The organism is Paeniglutamicibacter psychrophenolicus, assembly GCF_030812255.1.
GTDB lineage: Bacteria > Actinomycetota > Actinomycetes > Actinomycetales > Micrococcaceae > Paeniglutamicibacter > Paeniglutamicibacter psychrophenolicus_A.
This window is the reverse complement of record NZ_JAUSSH010000021.1, coordinates 25,723-49,546: the sequence shown is the minus strand read 5'-3', so window position 1 is coordinate 49,546 and position 23,824 is coordinate 25,723. Positions and strand designations below refer to the sequence as shown.

At 66.1% G+C, this 23,824-nt stretch carries 28 protein-coding genes; 18 read left to right on the top strand and 10 right to left on the bottom strand.

Annotation, left to right across the window (positions count from 1 at the left end; genetic code table 11):
* Nucleotides 1-72: 72 nt before the first annotated feature.
* The 5 genes from J2T21_RS19885 to ilvD form a co-directional block, all read right to left on the bottom strand.
* Nucleotides 73-375, bottom strand: a complete 303-nt coding sequence (locus J2T21_RS19885) for a helix-turn-helix domain-containing protein (protein ID WP_307583865.1) — start codon at nucleotides 373-375, stop codon at nucleotides 73-75.
* Nucleotides 376-666: 291 nt separating this feature from the next.
* Nucleotides 667-1,689, bottom strand: coding sequence for a ketol-acid reductoisomerase (gene ilvC / locus J2T21_RS19880; RefSeq protein ID WP_307583862.1), 1,023 nt, complete (start codon nucleotides 1,687-1,689; stop codon nucleotides 667-669).
* A 41-nt stretch (nucleotides 1,690-1,730) separates the two neighbouring features.
* Nucleotides 1,731-2,249: an acetolactate synthase small subunit gene (gene ilvN / locus J2T21_RS19875; RefSeq protein ID WP_071216540.1), complete on the bottom strand. Its 519-nt coding sequence runs from the start codon at nucleotides 2,247-2,249 to the stop codon at nucleotides 1,731-1,733.
* Between the two features lie 7 nt (nucleotides 2,250-2,256).
* Nucleotides 2,257-4,134, bottom strand: coding sequence for an acetolactate synthase large subunit (locus J2T21_RS19870; protein ID WP_307583860.1), 1,878 nt, complete (start codon nucleotides 4,132-4,134; stop codon nucleotides 2,257-2,259).
* Between the two features lie 282 nt (nucleotides 4,135-4,416).
* Nucleotides 4,417-6,120 carry a dihydroxy-acid dehydratase gene (gene ilvD / locus J2T21_RS19865; protein ID WP_071216542.1) on the bottom strand — a complete coding sequence of 568 codons (1,704 nt, stop codon included), beginning with the start codon at nucleotides 6,118-6,120 and terminating at the stop codon, nucleotides 4,417-4,419.
* 118 nt (nucleotides 6,121-6,238) lie between these two features.
* Here ilvD and J2T21_RS19860 point away from each other — a divergent pair, with 118 nt between their 5' ends.
* The 6 genes from J2T21_RS19860 to J2T21_RS20925 all read left to right on the top strand — a co-directional run bounded on the left by J2T21_RS19860 (nucleotide 6,239) and on the right by J2T21_RS20925 (nucleotide 9,561).
* Nucleotides 6,239-6,703 (top strand): hypothetical protein, encoded by a 465-nt coding sequence (locus tag J2T21_RS19860; RefSeq protein ID WP_307583857.1) that lies wholly within the window; start codon nucleotides 6,239-6,241, stop codon nucleotides 6,701-6,703.
* A gap of 322 nt (nucleotides 6,704-7,025) precedes the next feature.
* Nucleotides 7,026-7,364 (top strand): LapA family protein, encoded by a 339-nt coding sequence (locus J2T21_RS19855; protein WP_307583855.1) that lies wholly within the window; start codon nucleotides 7,026-7,028, stop codon nucleotides 7,362-7,364.
* Nucleotides 7,365-7,424: 60 nt separating this feature from the next.
* Nucleotides 7,425-7,847 (top strand): hypothetical protein, encoded by a 423-nt coding sequence (locus tag J2T21_RS19850; RefSeq protein WP_307583853.1) that lies wholly within the window; start codon nucleotides 7,425-7,427, stop codon nucleotides 7,845-7,847.
* Nucleotides 7,848-7,960: 113 nt separating this feature from the next.
* Nucleotides 7,961-8,527, top strand: coding sequence for a transposase (locus tag J2T21_RS19845; RefSeq protein ID WP_307583851.1), 567 nt, complete (start codon nucleotides 7,961-7,963; stop codon nucleotides 8,525-8,527).
* 64 nt (nucleotides 8,528-8,591) lie between these two features.
* Entirely contained in the window at nucleotides 8,592-8,801 is a 210-nt protein-coding gene (locus tag J2T21_RS19840; protein WP_307583850.1) for a hypothetical protein, read from the top strand.
* Nucleotides 8,761-9,561, top strand: coding sequence for a transposase (locus J2T21_RS20925; RefSeq protein ID WP_373458080.1), 801 nt, complete (start codon nucleotides 8,761-8,763; stop codon nucleotides 9,559-9,561). Before J2T21_RS19840 ends, J2T21_RS20925 begins: the two co-directional genes overlap by 41 nt.
* On the opposite strand, the gene J2T21_RS19835 is transcribed toward J2T21_RS20925, so the two are convergent.
* From J2T21_RS19835 to J2T21_RS19820, 4 genes are all read right to left on the bottom strand, one after another.
* Nucleotides 9,492-9,710 (bottom strand): hypervirulence associated TUDOR domain-containing protein, encoded by a 219-nt coding sequence (locus J2T21_RS19835; protein WP_307583849.1) that lies wholly within the window; start codon nucleotides 9,708-9,710, stop codon nucleotides 9,492-9,494. The genes J2T21_RS20925 and J2T21_RS19835 overlap by 70 nt on opposite strands.
* A 63-nt stretch (nucleotides 9,711-9,773) precedes the next feature.
* Nucleotides 9,774-10,136: a hypothetical protein gene (locus J2T21_RS19830; protein WP_307583847.1), complete on the bottom strand. Its 363-nt coding sequence runs from the start codon at nucleotides 10,134-10,136 to the stop codon at nucleotides 9,774-9,776.
* 69 nt (nucleotides 10,137-10,205) lie between these two features.
* Entirely contained in the window at nucleotides 10,206-10,469 is a 264-nt protein-coding gene (locus J2T21_RS19825) for a hypothetical protein (protein WP_307583845.1), read from the bottom strand.
* Between the two features lie 17 nt (nucleotides 10,470-10,486).
* Nucleotides 10,487-11,125 (bottom strand): cysteine hydrolase family protein, encoded by a 639-nt coding sequence (locus J2T21_RS19820; protein WP_307583843.1) that lies wholly within the window; start codon nucleotides 11,123-11,125, stop codon nucleotides 10,487-10,489.
* A gap of 460 nt (nucleotides 11,126-11,585) precedes the next feature.
* Here J2T21_RS19820 and J2T21_RS19815 point away from each other — a divergent pair, with 460 nt between their 5' ends.
* The 10 genes from J2T21_RS19815 (at nucleotide 11,586) to J2T21_RS19770 (ending at nucleotide 20,694) form a co-directional block, all read left to right on the top strand.
* Nucleotides 11,586-11,846: a GlsB/YeaQ/YmgE family stress response membrane protein gene (locus J2T21_RS19815; RefSeq protein ID WP_071216551.1), complete on the top strand. Its 261-nt coding sequence runs from the start codon at nucleotides 11,586-11,588 to the stop codon at nucleotides 11,844-11,846.
* A gap of 315 nt (nucleotides 11,847-12,161) precedes the next feature.
* Complete coding sequence (locus tag J2T21_RS19810) at nucleotides 12,162-12,839, top strand: DUF6766 family protein (protein WP_307583841.1); 678 nt, start codon at nucleotides 12,162-12,164, stop codon at nucleotides 12,837-12,839.
* Between the two features lie 6 nt (nucleotides 12,840-12,845).
* Complete coding sequence (locus J2T21_RS19805) at nucleotides 12,846-13,913, top strand: acyl-CoA dehydrogenase (RefSeq protein WP_307583839.1); 1,068 nt, start codon at nucleotides 12,846-12,848, stop codon at nucleotides 13,911-13,913.
* Entirely contained in the window at nucleotides 13,907-15,280 is a 1,374-nt protein-coding gene (locus J2T21_RS19800; protein ID WP_307583837.1) for a bifunctional PIG-L family deacetylase/class I SAM-dependent methyltransferase, read from the top strand. Before J2T21_RS19805 ends, J2T21_RS19800 begins: the two co-directional genes overlap by 7 nt.
* Entirely contained in the window at nucleotides 15,273-16,028 is a 756-nt protein-coding gene (locus J2T21_RS19795; protein WP_307583834.1) for a glycosyltransferase, read from the top strand. Before J2T21_RS19800 ends, J2T21_RS19795 begins: the two co-directional genes overlap by 8 nt.
* 133 nt (nucleotides 16,029-16,161) lie before the next feature.
* Nucleotides 16,162-16,521 carry a lipopolysaccharide assembly protein LapA domain-containing protein gene (locus J2T21_RS19790; protein ID WP_307583832.1) on the top strand — a complete coding sequence of 120 codons (360 nt, stop codon included), beginning with the start codon at nucleotides 16,162-16,164 and terminating at the stop codon, nucleotides 16,519-16,521.
* A 23-nt stretch (nucleotides 16,522-16,544) separates the two neighbouring features.
* Nucleotides 16,545-16,973, top strand: coding sequence for a hypothetical protein (locus tag J2T21_RS19785; RefSeq protein WP_307583830.1), 429 nt, complete (start codon nucleotides 16,545-16,547; stop codon nucleotides 16,971-16,973).
* A 406-nt stretch (nucleotides 16,974-17,379) separates the two neighbouring features.
* On the top strand, nucleotides 17,380-18,840 hold the full coding sequence (locus J2T21_RS19780) for an ABC transporter substrate-binding protein (protein ID WP_307583829.1): 1,461 nt from the start codon (nucleotides 17,380-17,382) through the stop codon (nucleotides 18,838-18,840).
* 11 nt (nucleotides 18,841-18,851) lie between these two features.
* The gene (locus tag J2T21_RS19775; protein WP_307583828.1) at nucleotides 18,852-19,781 is read left to right on the top strand and encodes a carbohydrate ABC transporter permease; all 930 of its coding nucleotides are present in this window, start codon (nucleotides 18,852-18,854) and stop codon (nucleotides 19,779-19,781) included.
* The gene (locus J2T21_RS19770) at nucleotides 19,774-20,694 is read left to right on the top strand and encodes a carbohydrate ABC transporter permease (RefSeq protein WP_307583827.1); all 921 of its coding nucleotides are present in this window, start codon (nucleotides 19,774-19,776) and stop codon (nucleotides 20,692-20,694) included. Before J2T21_RS19775 ends, J2T21_RS19770 begins: the two co-directional genes overlap by 8 nt.
* Before the next feature lie 215 nt (nucleotides 20,695-20,909).
* On the opposite strand, the gene J2T21_RS19765 is transcribed toward J2T21_RS19770, so the two are convergent.
* The gene (locus tag J2T21_RS19765; protein ID WP_307583826.1) at nucleotides 20,910-21,554 is read right to left on the bottom strand and encodes a carbonic anhydrase; all 645 of its coding nucleotides are present in this window, start codon (nucleotides 21,552-21,554) and stop codon (nucleotides 20,910-20,912) included.
* Nucleotides 21,555-22,095: 541 nt separating this feature from the next.
* Between J2T21_RS19765 and J2T21_RS19760 the strand changes: the two genes are divergently transcribed.
* Both J2T21_RS19760 and J2T21_RS19755 read left to right on the top strand, forming a co-directional pair.
* Nucleotides 22,096-23,220, top strand: a complete 1,125-nt coding sequence (locus tag J2T21_RS19760) for a glutamate--cysteine ligase (RefSeq protein ID WP_307583825.1) — start codon at nucleotides 22,096-22,098, stop codon at nucleotides 23,218-23,220.
* Between the two features lie 204 nt (nucleotides 23,221-23,424).
* Nucleotides 23,425-23,727 carry a DUF4193 family protein gene (locus J2T21_RS19755; RefSeq protein WP_071216563.1) on the top strand — a complete coding sequence of 101 codons (303 nt, stop codon included), beginning with the start codon at nucleotides 23,425-23,427 and terminating at the stop codon, nucleotides 23,725-23,727.
* The last annotated feature ends 97 nt before the right edge of the window (nucleotides 23,728-23,824 follow it).

Below are 23,824 nucleotides of genomic sequence, written 5' to 3'. Positions count from 1 at the left end.
CGCCACCGGTGTAGGCGGAACCCACGTTGACGGCACCACCCGGCAGGTCCACGTCGGCATGGATCGCCTCGCTCATCGCCGGACCCGCTGCGGCAACTGCTCGTCTGCACGGGCGCGGCCCATGTCGGTTTCATAGGGGTCGAATGCCGTGTTGAGCTGCGGCGACAATCCCAACACCCGGGCAATATCAAGAAACGACTCAAGGCCAACCCCGAGCTCTCCGTGCTCGACCTTGCGCAGGGTCGCGCGACTGAGCCCCGCCCGGTCCGCGACCTGCTGCGCGGTCCGCCCCTGGAGCTTCCTCCACGTGAGAAGTTGCTGACCGATGTTCAAGGCGGTTCGATGTGTCTTCGGTGAAGTTCGCTTGAGTGCCATGCTCCCATTATGGTCATGATCAAGAACCTAAACAAGCTTAATGAACCCAGACAGGTTCATTAAACCCATTCTGTGGTTCCATGATGACTCTCCGGCAAGCCCTGAAGGCGCGACTGGTCCCGCGCCGGTATGCGGCCTGTTGACTGAAACACGATTGGGCACCCGCGGAGCATGCTTTCAACCTCCTCCCATCACGCCAACGACAATACCCGCCCCGACTTTCGTCGGGACGGGCATCGTCATGCGGCCAGCCGGGGCCCTGGGCCCCGCCACCAATGGGTTCGGCTCGCCTTAGCGTGCGACCGAGCCCTCGGTGTAGTCGTCGCTGGTCTTCCAGGAGAAGAGCTTGCGCAGTTCGCGGCCTGTCTCCTCGATCGGGTGCTCTTCGCCCTTCTTGCGCAGTGCCAGGAACTCCGGCGCGCCGGCATCCTGGTCCTCGATGAAGCGCTTGGCGAAGTTGCCGTTCTGGACGTCGGCGAGAACTGCCTTCATGTTCTCCTTGACCTCCGGGGTGATCACGCGCGGGCCCGAGACGTAGTCGCCGTACTCGGCGGTGTCGGAAACGCTCCAGCGCTGCTTGGCGATGCCGCCCTCCCACATCAGGTCCACGATGAGCTTGAGCTCGTGCAGCACCTCGAAGTAGGCGATCTCCGGCTTGTAGCCGGCTTCGGTCAGGGTCTCGAAGCCGTACTGGATCAGCTGCGAGGCGCCGCCGCACAGGACAGCCTGCTCGCCGAAGAGGTCGGTTTCGGTCTCTTCGGTGAAGGTGGTCTCGATGACGCCGGCGCGGGTGCCGCCGATGGCCTTGGCGTAGGACAGCGCCAGGTTCTTGGCGCCGCCGGTGAAGTCCTGCTCGACTGCGATCAGGTCCGGGATGCCGCGGCCGGCTTCGAATTCGCGGCGCACGGTGTGGCCCGGTGCCTTCGGGGCGACCAGGGCGACGTCGACGTTTGCCGGCGGGGTGATGTAGCCGTAGCGGATGTTGAAGCCGTGGCCGAAGAACAGGGCGTCGCCCGGCTGCAGGTTCGCTTCGATGTCGTCCTTGTAGACGTGGCGCTGGACCTGGTCCGGGGTCAGGATCATGATCAGGTCGGCTTCGGCCACGGCCTCGGCGACGGTCACGACGCGCAGGCCCTCGGCCTCGGCCTTGGCGATCGACTTGGAGCCGGCCTTCAGGCCGACGCGCACGTCCACGCCGGAGTCGCGCAGGTTCAGTGCGTGGGCGTGGCCCTGGGAGCCGTAGCCGATGATGGCGACGGTGCGGCCCTGGATGATCGAGAGGTCAACATCGTCGTCGTAGTACATGTCAGTCACTGTGGTGTCTCCTTGGTATCAGTGTAAAGATTTTATGCGTATCAGGCAGAGACGGAGCGCAGGGCGCGGTCCGACATCGATTTGGAGCCGCGCCCGACGGCAAGGGTGCCCGCCTGGACGATCTCGCGGATGCCGAAGGGCTCCAGCACCGCCAGCAGCGCGTGGATCTTCTCGGCGTTGCCGGTGGCCTCGATGATGAGCGAGTCGGTTGACACGTCCACCACGGAGGCACGGAAGAGGTCTGCGGCCTGGGTGACCTGCAGGCGGGTGGCCGCATCGGCGCGCACCTTGACCAGGATATGGTCACGCTGCACCGAAGCCTCGGGCATCAATTCAACGATCTTGATGACGTTGATGAGTTTGTTCAGCTGCTTGGTGACCTGCTCGAGCAGGTCGCCCTCGGCGTCGACGACCACGGTGATCCGGGAAATCCCGTTGATCTCCGTGGGGCCCACGGCCAGCGAGTGGATGTTGAAGGCGCGGCGGGCAAAAAGGCTTGCCACGCGCGTCAGCACGCCCGGGACGTCTTCGACGAGTACGGAAAGAGTGTGTCGTGCCATGGGATTTCTAGTCCTCTTCTTCCCACTCGGGCGTCATGCCGCGAGCAATCTGGATCAGGTCGTTGCTCACGCCGGTGGGGACCATCGGCCAGACCATCGAGTCGCGGGAAACCACGAAGTCGATGACGACCGGGCGGTCGTTGATGGCCAGGGCCTGCTGAATCGTCGCGTCGATGTCCTCGTCGCGTTCGCAGCGCAGGCCCACACAACCATAGGCGTCGGCGAGCTTCACGAAGTCCGGGACGCGCGCGGTGCCGGCCCCGGTGTTCAGGTCGGTGTTGGAGTAGCGCGAGTCGTAGAACAGGGTCTGCCACTGGCGGACCATGCCCAGGGAGGAGTTGTTGATGATCGCGACCTTGATCGGGATGTTGTTGATCACGCAGGTGGCCAGTTCCTGGTTGGTCATCTGGAAGCAGCCGTCGCCGTCGATGGCCCAGACCACGCGGTCGGGGTTGCCGACCTTCGCGCCCATGGCCGCCGGCACCGAGTAGCCCATGGTGCCCAGTCCGCCGGAGTTCAGCCAGGAGGCGGGACGCTCGTACTTGATGAACTGCGCGGCCCACATCTGGTGCTGGCCCACGCCCGCGACGTACACGGCCTCGGGGCCGGTGAGCTCGCCGATCCGCTGGATCACGTGCTGCGGGGCCGAAAGGCCGTCCTGGGTCGGGGTGAACCCGATCGGGTAGGTCTCGCGCAGCCGTCCGATGGTGTTCCACCAGGCCGACAGGTCCGGGGCGCCGCCCTCGGCAAAGCGGGTGCGGCAGGCCTCGGTGAGCTCCGGGATGATTTCCTTGACCGAACCGACGATCGGGATGTCCGCGGTGCGGTTCTTGGAGATCTCCGCCGGGTCGATGTCCGCGTGGATGACCTTCGCGTTGGGCGCGAAGGTGTGCAGCACGCCGGTGACCCGGTCGTCGAAGCGGGCGCCGAGGGTGATCAGCAAATCCGACTGCTGCAGCGCGGTGACCGCGGAAACCGAGCCGTGCATGCCGGGCATGCCCACGTGCAGTTCGTGGCTGTCCGGGAACGCGCCGCGGGCCTGCAGGGTGGTGACCACCGGGGCGCCGACCAGCTCGGCGAATTCCTTCAGCTCGGCCGCGGCGTGCGCCTTGATGACACCGCCGCCGACGTAGAAGACCGGGCGGGAGGAGGCGGCGATCAGTTTGGCCGCCTCGCGGACCTGCTTGTTGTGCCCGCGCACCACGGTCTTGTAGCCGGGCAAATCGATCTTCGGCGGCCAGGAGAACATCATCTTGGACTGCTGGGCGTCCTTGGTGATGTCCACCAGCACCGGGCCGGGACGGCCCGTGGAGGCGATATGGAATGCCGAGGCGAGGGTCCTGGGGATGTCCTCGGCCTTGGTGACCAGGAAGGAGTGCTTGGTAATGGGCATGGTGATGCCCACGATGTCCGCCTCCTGGAAGGCGTCCGAGCCGATGAAGGCGCTGTGCACCTGGCCGGTGATGGCAACCATGGGGACCGAGTCCATGTGCGCGTCGGCAATGGAGGTGACCAGGTTGGTGGCACCCGGTCCGGAGGTGGCGATGCAGACGCCGACCTCGCCGGTGACCATGGCGTAGCCCTGGGCCGCGTGGCCCGAGCCCTGTTCGTGGCGGACCAAGATGTGGTTGATCTTGGTCGAGTCCATGAGCGAGTCGTAGGTGGGCATGATGGCCCCGCCCGGCAACCCGAAGACGTCCTTGACGCCCAATTCTTCCAGTGAGCGCACAATGGCTTGTGAGCCAAGCATCTCGGTGGGAGCAATGATGTTGTTCGGGCCCTGGACCAGGCTCGATGCTTCCACGACGGAAGAGACAGCGGCATCCTTGCTACGGTTGGCGGGCTTGGCCGGCAGCGAGGGGCTGGCGGTGGTTCCGTTACTCATGGGGATATATCCTTCTCTATCTCTTCTAACCCTGCACATAAAAAAACCCCAAAGGCACCTTGCGGCGAATGGGGTTTGCGCGTCACCGAAGCCCTCCAGGTTGTGGAGGGACCCAAGCTCAGCGCTTGATAACTAGTAGTACGGTGCGGTTGTGCATGCATCCAGTTTGGTCGCCGCCGCATCCGGAGTCAAACACCAACACCCCTAATCTCACTATTTGAGATAGTTGTCCGATGGGTGGACGCCTTGGCGGCGTCCACCCATCGTTCCAAGGCTTATTTCCTAGCCACAGTATGCTCCGGTCGAGGCGGACTTGACCAGCTTGGCGTACTTGGCCAGCACACCGGTGGTGAACTTGGCCGGCAACGGCTCCCAGCCCACCTTGCGCGCCTCGAGCTCCGCTTCCTCGACCAAGAGGTCGAAGGAGCGGGCCGCGATGTCCACGCGGATCTTGTCGCCGTCCTTGACGAACGCGATCGGCCCGCCGTCGACGGCCTCGGGAGCCACATGGCCGATGCACAGGCCGGTGGTGCCCCCGGAGAAGCGCCCGTCGGTGAGCAGCAGCACGTCCTTGCCCAGGCCCGCGCCCTTGATGGCGCCGGTGATGGCGAGCATCTCGCGCATGCCCGGGCCGCCCTTGGGGCCCTCGTAGCGAATGACCACCACGTCGCCGGCCTGGATCTCCCCGGCATCGAGTGCCGCCAGGGCACCCTGCTCGCGGTCGAAGACCCGGGCGGTTCCCTCGAAGACGTCGGCGTCGAAGCCCGCGGACTTCACCACGGCGCCCTCGGGTGCCATCGTGCCGTGCAGCACCGTGATGCCGCCGGTCTTGTGGATCGGGTTGTCCAGCGCGCGCAGGATCTTGCCGTCGATGTCCGGCGGGTTGATCTCCGCGAGGTTCTCGGCAACGGTCTTGCCGGTGACCGTCAGGCAGTCACCGTGCAGCAGGCCGGCATCCAGCAGGGCCTTCATGATCACCGGCACGCCGCCGATCTTGTCCACGTCGGTCATGACGTAGCGGCCAAAGGGCTTCAGGTCCCCCAGGTGCGGGATCTTGTCGCCGATGCGGTTGAAGTCCGCCAGGGTCAGGTCGACCTCCGCCTCCCGGGCAATGGCCAGCAGGTGCAGCACCGCGTTGGTGGAACCGCCGAAGGCCATGGTCACGGCAATCGCGTTCTCGAAGGCCTTCTTGGTCATGATGTCGCGGGCCGTGATGCCCTCGCGCAGAAGGTTCACCACTGCTTCGCCGGAGGCGCGGGCGAACATGTCGCGGCGGCGGTCGGCCGAGGGCGGGGCGGCGGAGCCGGGCAGGGACATGCCCAGGGCCTCGCCGATGCAGGCCATGGTGTTGGCGGTGTACATGCCGCCACAGGCGCCCTCGCCGGGGCAGATGGCCTTTTCGATGCGGGTGAGGTCTTCTTCGCTCATCTTGCCGGCGGCGCAGGCGCCCACGGCCTCGAAGGCGTCGATCAGGGTGACTTCCTTTTCGCTGCCGTCTTCCAGCTTGACCCAGCCGGGCATGATGGAACCCGCATAGAGGAACACCGAGGCCAAATCCAGGCGGGCGGCGGCCATCAGCATGCCGGGCAGGGACTTGTCGCAACCAGCCAGCAGCACCGAGCCGTCGATGCGCTCGGCCTGCATGACGACCTCGACGGAGTCGGCGATGACCTCGCGCGAGACCAGCGAGAAGTGCATGCCCTCGTGGCCCATCGAGATGCCGTCAGAGACGGAGATGGTGCCGAATTGCATGGGGAAGCCGCCACCGGCGTGGACGCCTTCCTTGGCGCCCTGGGCCAGGCGGTTAAGCGAGAGGTTGCAGGGGGTGATTTCGTTCCACGAACTCGCGACTCCGATCTGCGGCTTGGCGAAGTCGTCATCGCCCATGCCCACCGCACGCAGCATGCCACGGGCCGGGGCCGCGTGAATGCCGTCCGTGACGACCCTGCTGCGGGGCTTGATATCTGGGGTTGTGTCCTGGCTCATGCCCTTGATTCTAGGGCTGGGCGGCACCGAGACCGAACCCGTGACGGCAACCCGACATATTTCGCCCCGCGAATACGAGACATGTGTTCGAAACATCCGATTGGCTAGAGTGGGTGGCATGGAGACACTCAACGTTGAATCCAGTGACGATGTCCTCAAGCAACTTTTGCACGAGGCCTTCGATGCTCAAATCCCCAACTTCGGCAGCTACAACCTGGTGGCGGCGGCGGGCACTTCCGGCTCCGCGGGACTCAAGGTGATCGGCTTCCGCCGGGAGCCCGCCGAACTCATCTTGTGCCCGCTGAACCCCAGAAACCTGCGGCCCTCCGAACGGGCGGTGTCGGTGAACAACACCAATGTCTCCCACGTGGCCCTGGTGCGCGACGGCGGCTACGAGGTGGGCACCAGCACCGGCCGGGTCTATCGCTTCAATGTCCCGGCCCGGCTGTCACTGAACATCCCGGGAGCCGAGGGCGCTGCGGCCTGCGGCCTGCTGGGCCAGGACGACGACGCGGCCGACTTCGCCGACTTCATGAACGGCTTCATGGACCGCCTTGACCCCACGGTCGAAGCCCGGGAGTAGTTTCGAACATCCGGCAAACCACTGATCGATGCCTTGGCCTCCGCGATTGCAGGAGCCAGGGCATTTGTTTTCGCTGCCGCTGCCTTCTGCCGCTGCCTTCTGCCGAGCCGTCGCCGGGCACCATCCGCGACCGCGCCGACATGCCACCGGCAAAGGCGCCGCCGGCATGGCTCCACACGCGTTTCGCCAACGCCGCTGTGCGCCGTTTCGCCCTTGTCTCACCCACCCCGGAAGCATAGGTTGGTTCCATGGATCTTTGTTCCCACCAGGTGTTGCCCCACCCGATCGTGAGGGCAAAACCGCAAGAGAAACGGGGAAGAACATGGGAGAAGAATCATTGGAGCCCGGGGCCACCGCCGGGCCTTCACCATCCCCCGCCCGCGCAGCTCCTGCCGGCGGAACACGAGCAGCGGTCATCTGGACATCCACGGTGGTTGCGGTCGCGGTCCTGATTCTCCTGGTCATTTTCATGGTGCAGAACCAAGATCGAGTCACCGTCTATTTCCTGGGGTTCCAAGGACAGCTGGCACTGGGAGTGGCGATGCTCATTGCCACTGTCGGAGGCGCCGTGGTGGTCTCGATCGTTGGTGCGGTGCGCATCATCCAGTTGCGGGCACGCGCCCACATCGCCAACAAGGCCCGGACCAAAAACGGTCCCTAGACCTTGGACCGACGGTTTGTCCCGCGAGCCAAGGGATCACGCCACAAGGATAGGAATGACGTGTCTGACCTCGAAAAGCAAATGAAATCCATCCAGAACCGTCTGGCGCTCTGGGCGCAAAAGGCGAAGAAGGATTACCCGGAACAGCTGGAGCATTCGGTGCGCAGCGCCGTGGACCGGCTGGATCCCGCCGCACTGGCCCACGCCTCGGAGGAGGTAATCGCCACCGTGACGGGCAACCGAAAGACGGCCCGCCGCGCACGCAAGGTGATCGAGAAGTCGCTGGTCAATGCCAAGCGCAAGGCCGGAACCCGGCATCGGGGCAAAGGCAAGGCCCTGGCATGCCTGGGCATCCTCGCCGCCATCGGCATCCTTGTCGCGGTGGGGGTACGCCGGGCAACGCACGGAAGCGAGCCGGTGGCTTACCGGGGACCGCGGCCGACACCGTCCGAGGAAGCCACGGCCGATCCCGACCTCAACTAGAAGCCAACCTGCCGGCCGCTGCCTAAGCCAAGAGCCTTGGTAGCGGTCGTCGGTGCGCTTGGCTGATTTGGGAAAATTGGCGTAGGAAGACTCCCCTGACCCAGAAGTGAGCGATGATGGTGGGCCTGACGCAGGGGCAGGGCGACCCGCTGCGCACCACGGCCTCGTTCTGCGACGACCGCGTCGCGAAGGACTCGATCTACGCGGTGCTGCACCGCGAATACTTCAGCCTCTTCCCCGATGAGATGTTCGCGGACTTGTTCACCCATGTGGGCCGGCGGTCGGTGCCGTCGATGATCGTGGCGCTCGTGATGGTCCTGCAGCGCATCGAGGGCTGCTCGGACCGCGAAGCGGTGGACCGCTTCACCTTTGACACCCGCTGGAAGTACGCCACCGGCGGCCGGTCCATCGACTGCCCGGGGTTCGTGCATACGGTGCTGGTGGACATGCGGGCCCGGTTGGCGGCATCGGATGCTCCGGACCGGATCTTCGAGGTCACCTTGGAGGCGGCGAAGTCCGCCGGGCTGGTGGGCCGCAAACACGTCCTGGGTTCGACGCCCTTGTATGACGTGGTCGCCACGATGGACATCGTGACGCTGTTGCGCTCGGGGATCCGGGGCCTCGCGTGTCGCCGACAAGGAGTTGGAAGCGGGGCTGTGGGCCGTACTGGACCGGGATGATGACTACGCGAACGCCGGGAAGCCTGTCTGAGCGTGGGATGACGCCGAGGCCCGCAGGGAACTGGTGGACGCGCTGGCGAAGGACGGGCCTGCGGCCCTTACCGTTTCGGAGGGCCTGAAGCCCGAACCGGCGGCGTCCTCGGCCGGGGAGCTGCTGGCGACCCTGCTGGGCCAAGACCTGGTCTGCGTCGACGGGGTGTTCAGCATCGCCCGGAGGGTGGCGAAGGTCTTCGGTGATTTCCACCGTGGATCCCGTGGCCGGGCATGGGCATAAGGCCTCGGCGCGCGGCTTTGACGGATACAAGGGCCACGTGGCGATCGACCCGGATTCCGAGATCATCACCGCGACCGATGTCACCGCCGGGAACACCGGGGATGCGGAACCCGCCACCGGGTTGCTCGCCGAAGAACCGGCTGCCGACACGGACGCGGACCCCGAACTCCCGGATGATTCCGGGGATGACGGCCCCGAACCCCTGCCGGTCTACGGGGACGCCGTCTACGGCGCCGGCGCCTTGCTGGTGGAGCTGGAGGCCTCCGGGGCGCAGGTGCTGGACAAGGTCCCGCCGCCGGCGGTCCAGGGCGGACGCTATCCCAAGGACCGCTTCCTCATCGACAGCGATGTTTCAACGGTTCGCTGCCCCGCGAACATCACCGTGCCGATCCGCCCGGGCCGGGAGGCGGCGGAACCGCCGCCTTCGGCGCCGCCTGCCCGCTGGCTGCGGCCCATACCGAGTCCAAGTCCGGACGGAGCATCACCATCAGCCCTGACGAAGATGAATTGGTCAGGGGTCGAACCACCCAACGCGAGCCGGCTTCCGCGCAGTTGCCGGAGCCGCGTCGGCCCGAGGCCTCCACCCGCGCCGCCAAGTCCCTGCCACGGGCAGGCACCGCGTGCCCTCCCCGAAAAGGGGGAGCCTCGGCCGGAGCTGCACCCCTTGTCCGGGTGCGCTTCACCGGGGCATCAATCCGAAGCGATTTTCCGCAGGGCCTGCCCCTTGTGCATCGCCACGTGGTCGGTCTTGTCGGATTGAATCTCGTATTGGGGATCCGCCTCGCTGCACCGATGCCAATGACCCTTGTATTCGACGTCCTTGGTGTGGATCTTTCTGATCGTCCCCCGGACGCGCCCGGCCTCGGAATTCCAGCTCACGTGGTCCCCCACGCGGAATTTCGCGCTCATAAGTTCTCTCCTTCGGGTTGCTGCGAGGCCGGAAACAAGGCGGTGCCCCGGCCGTTCGCGTGGTTAGATCCCCTCGCCCTCCGGGTAGTCCTCCGGCAACGGGCGCCCCAAGGCATCAAGGCCCCCGGCTTCCTGGCCGGCCACATCCGTGGGTTCGTCCACACGGGCGCCGGCTGCGCCTTCCAGGTCCGCCTGCGCGGTGGAGCGGCCTTCCTCGCCCACCGGCAAATCTTCCGCGGCCCGGGCTTCGTGCCCCGCGGGCTCGTCGACTTCGCGCTGTTCGTTGTGCAGCGGATCCATGCTGCGGAGGGTCCGCGGATCGTCGGAGGAGCCCTCCTCCACCGGCTGCCCGTCCCTGCCGTCCAACGGGTTTCCCTCGGATTCGGGATCGGTGCGTGGTTCGTGTTCGGGTGTGTCCATTGACATGGTGCTTTCCTTTCGTGGGTGCGATGGGTGCGCGGAGCGGGCTTCGCCGATGCGGGACGGATCCGGCTCTCAGCCAGCCCCGCTATTGGTTCCGCCGCGCGGAAAGTCCAGCATGCCCGGCCCCTTCAGGGCCCGGTACAGCCCGTAGCCGGCCATGCCCAGCCCGATAGCCACGCCGACCCACATGGGCGTGGCGTAGCCTTCGCCCGGATCGCGGCCAATCCAGATGAACAGCCCGAAGACAATCATGAGAATGAGGCCGGTGACCATCAGCACGGCGCCGCGGCGTCTGAAGAATGGCCTGGTGCCTGTGTTTGCGGATTCGTTCTCCATCACTTGCTCCGATCTATTCAGTGGATGTGTTCCCCGGCCTTGCCACCGCCGGAGGGCGCGGGTTCTTCCACCGGGGGCTGTGCCGGGTCCCCGGATGCGAGGGCGCGGGTTGTGACAACTTTCTGCCGGTACTCGGATTGCAGCAGCCCCAGCGTCGCACTGGCGAAATCCGGATCCGCCGAGGCTATCGCGTCCGAAACCAGCCATGCGCGCAGGTCCGCGGCGTAGGCATCTGCGGCGGTCGAGGCAATGCAGGTGTGGGTGGCAACACCGGCAAGGACCACCTCTTCGACGCCCAGGTCCGCGAGCAGCCCGACGAGGCCGGTGTCCCAAAAGGCGCTGTCGCGCCGCTTGACGACCTCCACCGCTCCGGAAACGTCCAGCTCGGCCAGGTTCCGGGCCTGCTCGCTGCCCTCAAACAGGAAACCTTGGTCGTCATCGAGCATGCTCAACGTCCACGTGGACTTGTCCCTCTTGTGCTCGGTCCGGATGTTCAGGATCGGCATGCCCCGGGAACGGGCAAGTGCCATCAGGACGTTGCAATGGCGCAGCAGGGGCCCCCGGTGCGCGGCCAGGGCGGGGTCCTCGAAGAAGGCGTTCTGCATGTCGACGACCAATAGGGCCACTCGCTCGGAAAGATTTGGGACATCCCGCATTGACTCCTCCGATCCTTGCTGGCGCGGGACCCGGACCATGCGGGCCTTTCTCCACCCTAGGCGGGGCACCGCGAGGGCGCAACGATTCGACAGCACGCCGCCGACCGCCGGTCAACAGGGCAGCCCCGCCGTTGGTCCGCCGATTCCACGTATCGACGGAAACCTTCCCCCCGGTGCCGCTGGCAACGGGGGGCATTTCCACGGGCCTTGGCAGCGCCCTCCGGATCCTGGCACTTTCAATGCATGCGCTGCGGCTGGTCCCCGAAGGGTGCCTGGGGCGGGCATTCGGGTGGCGTTTCGCCGCGGGCCGCGCCGTGATGAATGCGCTTGGCATTGTGGAATGCCCAAATACAAACATTGCAAAGAGGCTACCCATCAGTACTTTTTTCAATGTAGGCTCGAAACGTGCATCGCCACAAATGATGCTGAAACTGAACCTTCATCCGAACGGAGAATAGTTATGGGTTTCATTGGTTGGATAGTTCTTGGACTGATTGCCGGCGCTATTGCGAAGGCCATCAAACCAGGCGAACAGGGTGGCGGCTGGATTGCCACCCTGTTGCTCGGAATCGTCGGCGCCGTTCTCGGCGGATGGATCGGATCGGCAATCTTTGGTGTCGGAATCAATGAGTTCTGGGACCTGTCAACATGGTTGCTGGCCATCGGCGGAGCGTTGATCGTTCTCGTTATTTGGGGGCTTTTGACGCGCAAGCGGGCCTGATCGCTGCACACATGGGGGGTGCCCCGGCTTCGGCCGGGGCACCCCTTTTCCGTATCCCCGGCATACACGGGGATTCGTTGCCGGGCAGGAGACCGCGTCCATGCGCTTCACGGCACCCCGCCGCCCCTGGGCTGGCGCCGGGACAGACCTGGCCAAAATTCCCCTGCCACCCGTCCCCCGCGCATTTTCCTTTACGCGGACCGCCACAGGCCATACGCTCGCCTCATGAGAACTCAATTTAGCTTGTGGCTTGGAATGATAGGCGTCGGATTGTTACTCATGGTCATCATCGGCTTCTCCGGGAGGTGAACGGCAATGCGCAAGGCACTACGATCCCAAATGCTCAGCATCACCTTCGCGGTCCTTTTCCTCGGTGCCCTGGTGGGACAGTCCTTCGCGGGACTTGCGGTGTACAACGAGAACCAGGTCGCCCACCGGTCTTCCCCGGCGGGATACTGGGATTTCGTGATCTCGAGCAACTTCGTCGTGGACGTGGCCGAAAACTGGCAGTCCGAGTACCTGCAGTTCTTCCTGTTCATCCTCGCCACCATTTGGCTGGTCCAGCGCGGGTCCCCGGAGTCAAAAAAACCCGGTGACGAGGGCGTTGGCAGCGACGAAAGCCAACTGGTCGGCCGCTTCGCGAAACCCGACTCGCCGAAATGGGCCAAGGTCGGCGGATGGCGGCTCAAGCTGTATTCCAATTCCTTGTTGCTGGTCATGGGCACGGTGTTCCTTGCATCCTGGTGGCTGCAGTCGGTTGCCGGCACCGTGGTCTACAACGCGGAGCAGCTCGACCACGGACAGCCGCCCGTCGAGTGGATCCAGTACGTGTTCAGCGCGGACTTCTGGGACCGCACGCTGCAGAACTGGCAGTCCGAGTTCCTGGCGGTCGGCAGCATGGTCGCCCTGTCCATCTACCTGCGACAACGCGGCTCCGCGGAATCCAAGCCCGTCGGAACCCCGCATGCCGAGACCTCCACGGAAGGGGACTAGAAAACAATGATCGATGTGTGGCACGTGAGCTTCTCCCCCGCAGCGAAACCCGCGGCCCGGTCTGCGTCCCCCCTGGGCTGGGACGTGGAAACGCAATTGCCCATGGTCGCCCGCCGTTGTAAAGGGGATCCTGCTCCGATCCTTGCGACCCTGGCCGGCTCCCGGCAGGCCCCGCCGACCCCGGGATCGGGCCGGACCACCGCCCTGTGGGAATTTCTCGCCACGCTGGCCGGCGCGGACCTTGCCGCAGCCAGGACCGTGGAACCGCACCTGGATGCCGCCGCCATCCTGTCGCAGGCCGGCATCGACTGGCAACCGGGAACCACCTGGGGGGTGTTTGCCGCCGAGGGCGGCCCGAACAAACCCGCCACCGCACGGCAAGACGCACCGGGGGTTGCGTGGACACTCGATGGCCGCAAGCCCTGGTGTTCCCTGGCGGGAACCCTCGACCACGCGGTGGTGACGGCCCACGTCCCCGGCGGGCGACGGGCCTTCGCCGTGGACCTGCGCCAAGCGGGGGTCACCGCGCATGCGGGGTCCTGGGAGAGCCACGGGCTGGGCAGGATTCCCAGCGAGCCGGTGGATTTCTCCGGTGTCCGGGCCCACCCGGTGGGCCCCACCAATTGGTACCTCGAGCGGCCCGGATTCGCGGTCGGCGGCGTGGGCGTGGCCGCCTGCTGGTTTGGCGGTGCCGTGGGGATCTACCGCACCCTCTTTCGCTCCGCGCAGGGCCGGGAACCGGACCAGCTGGCCCTGGCCTGGCTGGGCGAGGCGGACCGGCTCCTGGCCTCCGGCGCGGCACTGCTGCGCGAAGCCGCCCGGGATGCCGATGACGGCACATTGACGTGGGAAACCGCCCTACGGGTCCGGGGCAACATCGCCGAAACCTGCGAACGCCTGCTGGTGCTGGCCGGCCGGGCCCTGGGCCCGGCCCCGCTCGGCTTCGACCGGGACCATGCGCGCAGGGTCGCGGACCTTGGCATCTACATCAGGCAACACCATTCTTCCCGCGACGATGCGGCGTTGGGCGGGCTGTTGCTCGAAAACGCGAACGGAGGCACTGGCCGATGGTGAACTTCAGCCACACCGATACGGGCACCCCGGAGGCCCTGTGGGTCGAAGCAGGCGTGGGCGAGCTGCCGCCCATTCCGGCGGAGGCCGAGCCGGGACGCGCACCGATGGTGCTCATCCTCTCGGCGCACCCCGACGACGAAACGCTGGGAGCGGGGGGCCTGGTCCGCCTGGCACTGGCCGCCGGTGCCCGGGTGCACGTCATCGTGGCGACCGCGGGCGAGGCCTCGCATCCGGGATCCCCGGGCCATCCCCCTCAGCGACTGGCCCGCATCCGGGCCGCCGAACTCGAAGAGGCGCTCGCGGCGCTGGGCCCGGCCGGCGACGCGGGCGCGGCCGCCACCTTCGAGTTGCTGGGGCTGCCGGACGGCGCGCTGGCCCAGGACATGTCCGCGGTGGAGGCGGCGGTGCGGGCCGCCGGCCCGGGGCCGGGCGCGATCCTGGTGGCGCCCTACCGCCACGACGGCCACGGGGACCACGAAGCACTCGGGTCCCTGGCCGCGCGGCTGGCCCGGGAACTCGGGTTGGCGCTGCTCGAATACCCGATCTGGTTCTGGCACTGGGCACGGCCCGACGTGGAGCCTGCCTGGACCCGCTGGCATTCCCTGGCCCTGGATCCGCAGACCGCGGCGGCCAAGGCCGCCGCGATGGAATCCCACCGTTCGCAGGTCGCCCCGCTCTCCGCCGCGCCGCAGGACGCGGCCCTGCTGCATGGCCCCTTCCTGCGGCATTTCACCCGCCCCGCCGAAACCTACCGGTACACGCCGGCGGGGCTGCGGGACTCCGGAACGGCCGTTCAGACCTTCGACGCGCTCTACACCCGGCGCCGCGATCCGTGGCACTATCTGGGCAGCGAGTACGAGGAACGCAAGCGTGCCATCACCCTTGCGTCGTTGCCGCGCCGGCGGTACGGAACGGTGCTGGAACTGGGTTGTTCCATCGGGGTGCTGACGCGCGAACTGGCACCGCGGGCCCGGTCGCTGCTGGCGTTGGACGCCAGCGAGGTGGCCCTGCGGGATGCCGCGGAGCGTGTGGCGGACCTGCCCCACGTTTCCCTGCTCCGGGCGGTGCTGCCGCACCAGTGGCCCGCCATCGAACCGGCCTCCCAGGACCTCGTGGTGGTCTCGGAGATCGGGTACTTCCTGGCCGCCGACGAATTGGACCAGTTGCTGCTGCGCTGCCGCGAGTCCCTGTCCCCCGGCGGGCAGCTGCTGCTGTGCCACTGGTTGCATCCGGTGGAGGGATGGCCCCTGGATGGGGCCCAGGTGCATGCAGCCGCCCGGAACCTGGGCCTGGAGCCCAAGCTGCTGCATCGGGAGACCGACTTCATCCTCGAAGTCCTCGAAAGGCCCGGCGACGGCGATGGGTGACGGGATCCGGAGGCTGGCCATCGTCGTGCCGGTGCACAACGAGGAGGCGTTGCTCGGCGGGTGCCTGAGGCACCTGCAGGCAGCCATGAACCAGGTGGGCGACGCACGTCCCGGGCTCCGGGTGGGGCTCACGCTGGTCCTGGACTGCTGCCGCGATGGCTCGGGGGCAATCGCCGAGGCCGCCGAGGCCCGGGATCGCCGCGTCGAGGTGCTCGCCGTGGATTGTGGTTCCGTGGGCGCCACCCGGGCCGCCGGCGTGGCGCAGGCCCTGGGCGGAGCCTCCGCGGCTGGCCGCAACGACCTCGCGCATACCTGGATCGCCTGCACTGACGCCGATACCCGGGTGCCGCGGCATTGGCTGACCGGGCAGCTGGAACTGGCCGAATCCGGCGTCGACGTGGTCACCGGGACAGTGGAACCGGACCGGGCGGAACTGGGGGAACACCTTTTTGGATTGTGGCAGCAGTCCCATGTCCGGACCGAGGGCCACGGGCACGTCCACGGAGCAAACCTCGGGTTCCGGGCCTCGGCCTACCTGTCTGTGGGCGGCTTCGATCCGGTGCCGGTGCACGAAGACGCATTGCTGGTCGACAAGCTGCGCGCCGGCGGTGCGCGGATCAGGGCCACCGCCCGGCTGCATGCCGTCACCTCCGGGCGCCTGCACGGCCGTCTGGAGGCCGGCTTTGCCGATTACCTGCGGGCACTGGAGCCCGGTGTCCTGTCGCACGTTGGCAGGCCCGGCCGCTGAGCGGCACCGGTGCAGTGTCTTGCCTCCCGTGGTCGATGCGCATAGGTTGGCAACACCGGACCCAACGTCCCGGGCCAGCGACGGGGACCGCCCCTGCAGCGGTTTCCCCGCGACACGCAATTGGAGGTATCCCATGGTCGAACAACCCAGGGCCACGCCGGAACCCGACCCGGTGCCCAGGCCGCCTACCCGCACGTCCCCCGCCAAGGATCCCAAGGACGCCAAGGCCAGCACGCGGGCCGCGGTCGTGTGGGCCTTCACCATCGTCGGCATCGCGGTGCTGATCCTCTTGGTGATCTTCATGATGCAAAACCAGGCGCAGACCACCATCTACTTCCTCGGATTAGAGGGGCAGATGGCATTGGGCATCTCGATGCTGCTCGCCGCCGTGGGAGGCGCCGTGGTCGTGGCCATCGTCGCAGCGGTGCGCATCATCCAGCTGCGCAGTCGTGCCGGGGCCGCCTCCCGGCGCCTGGAACGGCACGCAAAATAGCCAAACCGAAGAGAAAGGGGCCCATGATGCATGAGCTCGACAAGCAGATGAAGACGGTCCGGGCCCAGCTGGGGCAATGGGCCAAGAAGGCAAAGCAGGAATATCCGGCGCATTTGGAGGACTCGGTGCGCCACGCGGTGGACAAACTCGACCCCGCGGGACTGGCCCGTGCCTCCGAGGAAGTCGTCGCCACCGTCACCGGCAACCGCAAGGCCGCCCGGCGCGCCCGCAAGTCCGTGGAGCAGGCCCTGGTCACGGCACAGCGCAGGATCGGGACCAAGCGGGCCCGTGGAAAGGGCACGCTTGCAGTCCTGGGCGTCGCGGCGCTGATCGGACTGGCGGCCGCGGTGGTGTTCCGCAAGGCTGTCGGACCGCACGGCCGGAACCCCGGCCCGGCCGGCCCGAACCCCGCCTCCCCCACCCGGCCCGTGGATCCCGACCTGGGCACCTGATCCGGCCCGTATTTCCCGGGGCCCCGGGTCCATCGCTCCCGCCGCGGGAACCGATGGACCCGGGGCCCTAGTCGTTGGGCCGGCAACAAGGCCTGGCCCTGCCTGCTGGCCCCGCCGGGCCCCACCACCCCGGCAACGGGCCCGTGTTCGGTCCCTGCCGGACTGCCCCTGCGGCGCGAGGTGCAAAACCATGGACAGCCTCGGTGGCCCGCCCAGCGGTACATGAAGAACGACCCCGGGCATTTGCTCGCCCGGAGTCGTTCTTCTCTGCCTATTGACAAACTCGGCTACATATCAGCGTTGGCTTCATGCACCAATCGCTTCGGCCATCGAAGCAATTCACAGCGGAGCCCTGAGCCGGCCAGCCGGCGCTGCACCCGCACCGGAACGGCAATGAGGAGGAACCATGTACTTCAAGGATTCGTGTCCCCCGCCCCTTGAGCCGGGGCTGGCCCGCCGCAGCAGGACTGCCGTGGCGGTGGCCGCAGCCGCATCGGTGCTTCTTGTCGGCTGCGCCACCGGGACCCAGCCCAACGTCACGGCGCAGGGCCCGGACCAGTTCCCGGCCGGAGCCGAGCTCAGCGGGGTGCTCAACATCATGGGCTACAACGCCGACGCCGACGAAGTGGCCCGCACCCGGGCGGACCTCGCCGGCAAGGCCATAGCGCCGGCGACCGTCAAGGCCGTGGAGGGCGAGCTGGATGTCCAGCAATTCCTGTCGGCGGTGGCGGCAGGGGATGCCCCGGATTTGATCTATGCCAACCGCGACCAGCTGGGCACCTTCGCCGCCCGCAAGGCCATCATGCCGATCGACACCTGCATCACCGGGGAGACGATCTCCCTGGATGACTTCCGCAAGCCCGCCCTCGACCAGGTCACCTTCGGCGGACACATCTACGGCATCCCGGAGTTCAACCAGGTCCAGATCGTCATGGCCAACCGCACGCTGCTGGAAAAAGCGGGACTGGACACCTCCGATGTGGACGGATCGGACTGGGGCAAGGTCACCGAGGCCAACAAGAAGCTGGCGCAGCAGAAGGGATCCAAGCCCTCGGTCATCGGCTTCGACTCGAAGCTGCCCGAGTTCCTGCCGCTGTGGGCCAAGGCCAACGGCGCGGACATGATCTCCGCCGACGGCAAGACCGCCCGGATCGACGACCCGAAGGTCGTAGCGACCCTTGAATTCGGCGTCGGCATCTACACCGACCAGGGAGGTTTCGGCTCCGTGAAGGCCTTCCGCGATTCGGCCGACTTCTTCGGCAAGGGCAACCAGTTCGCCACCGGGGTGCTGGGGGCCATGCCCATGGAACAGTGGTACGTCAACATCCTCAACGACGTCTCTCCGCAGGCGCCCATGGCCTTTGACACCTTCAAGACCACCTCCGGGCAACCCCTGAGCTTCGGCTCGGGATCCGCCTGGGCCATTCCCTCGGCCGGAAAGAATCCGCAGGCCGCCTGCCGCTACATCAAGACCATCACCGAGACCGCCTCGTGGATGGCCGCAGCCGAGGCCCGAGCCACGGCGCGCCAGAAGGAAAAGAAGCCGTTCACCGGCCTGTTCACCGCCAACCAGAATGCCGATGAACAAATCAAGGCCAAGTACGTCGACTCCTCCACCGCCCTGGAAAGCCCGTGGAAGGAAGCGGTGCAGGCCTCCTACGAGGCCAACGAAGCATCGTTCTCATTGCCGGCCAACCCGGCGGACGCCCAGTTCAAGCAGGCCTGGCTGGACGGGGTCAACCGCGTGCTCAACGGCAAGGCCTCCCCGGCCGAATCCATGGCCACTGCCCAGAAGGAGGCCCAGGCGGCCCTGGACAAGGCGTGGTCAACGCTGGAAAAGGCCGACGCCGACGGCAGCGCCGGATAGCGGGGCAGTCGGTGGACACCGCAAGAACCTATAGGCTGCGCAAGCGCAACCGGCGCCAGACCCGGAATGCGCTGCTGTTCATCTCCCCGTGGATCCTGGGCTTCCTGGTCTTCACGCTGTGGCCGATCCTCTACAGCGGGTACCTCTCGCTGACCGACTACGACGTGCTCAACGACCCGAACTTCGTGGGACTGGAAAACTACCGCCAGCTCGGGCAGGACCCGCGGGTAATGCTCTCGTTGCGCAACACGATGTTCTATGCGGCATTGTCGGTGCCGCTGCACATCGGCATCGCGCTGCTGCTGGCCATGCTGCTGATGCGGGCCAGGCGTGCCACCGGCTTCTTTCGCACCGTGTTCTATTTGCCCAACATGACGCCCCCGGTGGCCGTGGGCATCTTGTTGCTGCTGCTTTTCAACGGGCACAACGGGCTGGTCAATGCGGTGCTGGGCTTCGTCGGTATCCCGGGGCCGGATTGGACCACCGACAGCACCTGGATCAAGCCCGGGCTTGTGCTGATGAGCCTGTGGACCCTGGGCGGGTCCACCATCATCCTGCTGGCGGCGTTGAACAACGTGCCCCGGGACCTCTACGACGCGGCTTTGGTGGACGGTGCCGGTCCGTTGCGCCGCTTCACGTCCGTGACCGTGCCGATGATCTCGGGCACGTTGTTCTTCCTGGTCATTGTCAACACCATTGCGGCACTGCAGTCTTTCACCGAGGCCTACACCGCGTACTTCGGGGCAGGAAACGGGACCTACAGCAACGATGCCGCTCTGTTCTACGTCATCTACCTCTTCCGGCAGGCGTTCGAATACCTGAACATGGGCTTCGCCTCGGCCATGGCTTGGCTGCTCTTCGCCATCATCATGGTCATCACCGCGATCCAGTACGTCGTGGGACGCAAGCTGGTTTTCTACGAAGGAGAAGACGGTGGCTAGCACCCCGATCCTGAAGCCAGTCCCTGCCGTCGAGCCGGACCCCGGGCGGGTTCCCGTCCCGGAGTTGAGCAGGACGCGGCCCAAGAGACGCTCGCCGCTCAAACTCCTGCTGTGGCTTGCGCTCCTGGCGGCCATGGCGGTATTCGTCTACCCGTTGGTCTGGCTTGTTTCGGCATCGTTCAAGCCGCAGTCCGAGGTCTTCGACAACCGGCTGTTCCCGCAAACCCCCACCTTGGCAAACTATGTGGAAATCTGGAACGCGGCGCCGTTGGCGCTGTGGATGGGCAACACCGTGCTGGTCACCGTGCTGGCGGCCGTGGCGGTGACGCTGAGCAGCTCCATGGTGGCTTGGGGTTTTGCCTACTACCGCTTCCGCGGCCGCAATGCGCTGTTCTTCCTGGTGCTGGCCACGATGATGTTGCCCGGGGCCGTCACGTTGATCCCCACGTTCCTGATCTGGAACGCGTTGGGGCAGGTAGGCACGCTCACCCCGCTGTGGGCCGGGAACTTGTTCGGCTCGGCCTTCTACATCTTCCTGCTGCGCCAGTTCTTCCTCGGGGTGCCCCGACAGATCTTCGAGGCGGCCCGCACCGACGGCGCCAACGACTGGCAGCTCTTCCGCCATTTTGCCCTGCCGCTGTGCAAGCCGGCCCTGATCGTCACCCTGCTCTTTGAGGCCCAGGCCGCGTGGACGGACCTGATGCGTCCGCTGATCTACCTGCGGGATTCGAGCACGTTCACGGTCCCCCGCGGGCTCAAGGCCATGGTGGACCAGTTCGGCTTCGCCGGCAACTGGCACTGGGAATTGATTGTCACGGCCAGCGTGATCACCACGTTGCCGATGATCGTGATGTTCTTCATCGGCCAGCGGCACTTCATAGAGGGTGTAGCCACCACCGGCCTCAAGGGCTGAACGGGGTTTCCAGCGGCAACGCGATCCACACGGCTGCCGATACCTGGTCGAAGAGGCACCGAAAATGCATCAACACCCGCTTCCGCTACGGACGGGTGCCGCCCCGACCGGACAGCACCCTCGACTGACATCGGGCACCTTCACGGTGGTGTGGCTGCGGATGCATGGCGGCGGTCCGAGGTGCCGCCGCCATGCCGGCTGACGCTGCGGCCGGCTCAGGCAGCGATGGGGCCGCTGTTGTAAACCAGTTCCGCGCGGCCATCGTTGAGGTGGTAGGTCAGCCCCACCACAGCCGTTTTGCCGCTGGACACGCCGGCGGCGATGATCGGGGATTCTTCCAGCAGGCGGGCGGCTGTCTGCTTCACGTGCTCGGTCACCATGGAATCGATGCCACTGGCGCTGTCCTCCCGCAAGGCCGCGAGCACGGACGGGGTGATGAGTTCAACGATGCCCCGGACATGCCCGGCCGGCATGCTGCCCGTCTCCACGGCCGCCTTGGTGGCGGTGACGGCACCGCAGCTGTCGTGACCCAAGACCACAATGAGCGGCACCTTCAGGTACTCCTCACCGAACTCAATCGATCCCAAGGCCGTGTTGTCAATGACGTGGCCAGCGGTGCGGACCACAAAGGCGTCGCCCAGACCCATGTCAAAGATGATCTCCGCGGCCAGACGGGAATCCGAGCAACCAAAGATCGTCACGAACGGATGCTGCCCGCTCGTCAGGGAAGTACGACGGACCGCATCTTGGTTGGGATGGGAAGCGATGTTCTCAACAAACCGCTTGTTTCCCTCCATCAGGGTGGTCCATGCCAAGGCCGGGGTGTTCGGATGGGACGTGTCGTTTTCTTTGTCTGCCATAGGGTGTTCCTTACGTAGCAAGTTGGCGGCGTGACCAGTAGTCATGAGCACCACGCCGGCGCCACCGGGGGTGCCCCGCATGTCCCGGCAGATGGCCGCTGGGCCGACGCCGAAACCCGTCGATGTTAAGTGACTCCTCAATCAGGTTTATCACGCCATGCACCACCCTGGACTGTTCCCCGAACGCTGGACGCGCAATTTACCTTGCCTGTGTTGGACCATCATGTTCCGGTGCTTGGCGCCAACCGCCGTGCGGGTAGTCTCCAAGGCGGTGGACCAGGCCGGACGCAGTTGGAGGTCGCTCCCCGGCAACCGTCCACACGGAAGGGGCATCTAGTCGGTGGTTTCGCCTGGTGTCATCCGACGACCGTTACGGGACCTGTCGGCATCGTTGGGCACACTCCCAAGTCTCGTGTTCGTCTTTCTTGGTCTCGGTCCGTCCATCTCGAGATGGTGAGACGCCGAGACCAATTCACCGATTCATCCCTCCGCCCTATGCGAAACTGTTTTCATCCCGGCCGCGTTCGGGAAAACTAGGGCCATGCGCAACTTCGGGGTCGAGGAAGAACTGCTGCTCATTGATGCCGCCACCGGGATGCTTGCCCCGACGGCGGCAGACGTGCTGCGTTCCTCCGGCACCTCCACCCATTTCGGGGGCCATGAAGCCCAAGACGTCGATGCTGCCTCGCTGGCCCACGAACTGAAGCAGGAACAAGTTGAATTGGTCTCCGCTCCCTTCGGCGATCTGTCGGCATTGTCGGCAGCCATGGTGAAGGGACGGCAGGAAGCCGACCGTTTGGCGGGCTTGTCCGGGTGCCGTGCCGTGGCGCTGGGAACATACCCGATGCGGGCAGCCTCCAGCCTGGTGCCGTTGCCCCGTTATCTCGCCATGGAAGGAAAGTTCGGCATCACCCTCAAGGAGCAACTCACCTGCGGGTTCCATGTCCACGTCTCGGTGATGTCGGACGAGGAATCCGTGGCGGTGCTTGACCGGATCCGCGTGTGGCTTCCCCTGCTCTTGGCGTTGAGCAGCAACTCGCCTTATTGGCAGGGGGCGGACAGCGGATATGCAAGCTTCAGGTACCAGGCCTGGCGGCGCTGGCCGACGGCCGGCCCCACGGACATTTTTGGTTCGGCGGATGCATATCGGCACATCGTTGGAATCCTCCTCCAATGCGACGTGATGCTCGACGAGGGCATGGTGTACTTCGATGCCCGGCTCTCTTCCCGGCACCCGACCGTTGAAGTCCGCATCGCGGATGTCTGCCTCGAGGCCGGCGACGGGGCTGCCATCGCCGCCCTGGTCCGGGCCTTGGTGGAAAGCGCCAGCAGGGAATGGCAGAGCGGCAAACCTCCGCTGCCCTGCCCCACCGAGGTGCTGCGGCTGGCCTCCTGGAGGGCGAGCCGCCTCGGTCTGCAGGGATCGCTGCTCCACCCGCTCGAAAATCGCCTCTGCCCCGTGGATGCAGCCCTTGCGGCCTTGTTGAGCCACACACGCCCGGTCCTGGAGGAATATGGCGACCTCCGCTACGTCTTGGAAGCGGTCCAGAGGATCAAGCGCACCGGAACGGGTGCCGATCGCCAACGAAGGGCCTTCCAAGCCAATGAAAACCTTCGGGACACCGTCTTCGATGCCGCCGAACGGACACAGACACTCATTTCCTGAGGTCCCGCAAGACATGCCGTGCTCCGTCGGCAAGGGGATCCCCGTGCACAACGTCATGCCTGCCGCAGTTGAGCGGACAATCATTGCCGCAAAAGCCGTTTCAGGACGGCGCGATGCAGTGGCCTGGTCCGGTACCCGTGCTTGTTCCACCGTCCGGCGGCGTCTGGCATTTCGGCCAACCCGGAAAAGCGGAGAGGATCGATCATGAGCCAGGACTACGACGAAAGCCGCCCCGATGTGGCCGAGGCGTCCGAGCGCACCTTGAAAGCCGTCAGGCAAATGGATGCGCCCGATGCCAAGAGGGTCCAGGCCGAGTTGGAGGAAGCGGACCTTTCCGAAGGAACTGAGCCCCCGGGCGCAATCGTGCTCGACGAGCTCGTGGTGGAGGTCGTTCCCCAGGCCTCGGATGAGTTCGTGTGCGGGGAATGTTTTGCCGTTCGACACCGAAGCCAGGTTGCCAAGGTCGTGGACGGCGTGATGATCTGCCGGGATTGTGCGGAGCTCTAGGAACCCCTGGTTCGCAGAGACGAACCGACCAGCGCCGCCGGGCTGCTGCGGCACCACGGATTCTTCGTGCCCATCCAAGCCCGGGCGAACACGCATG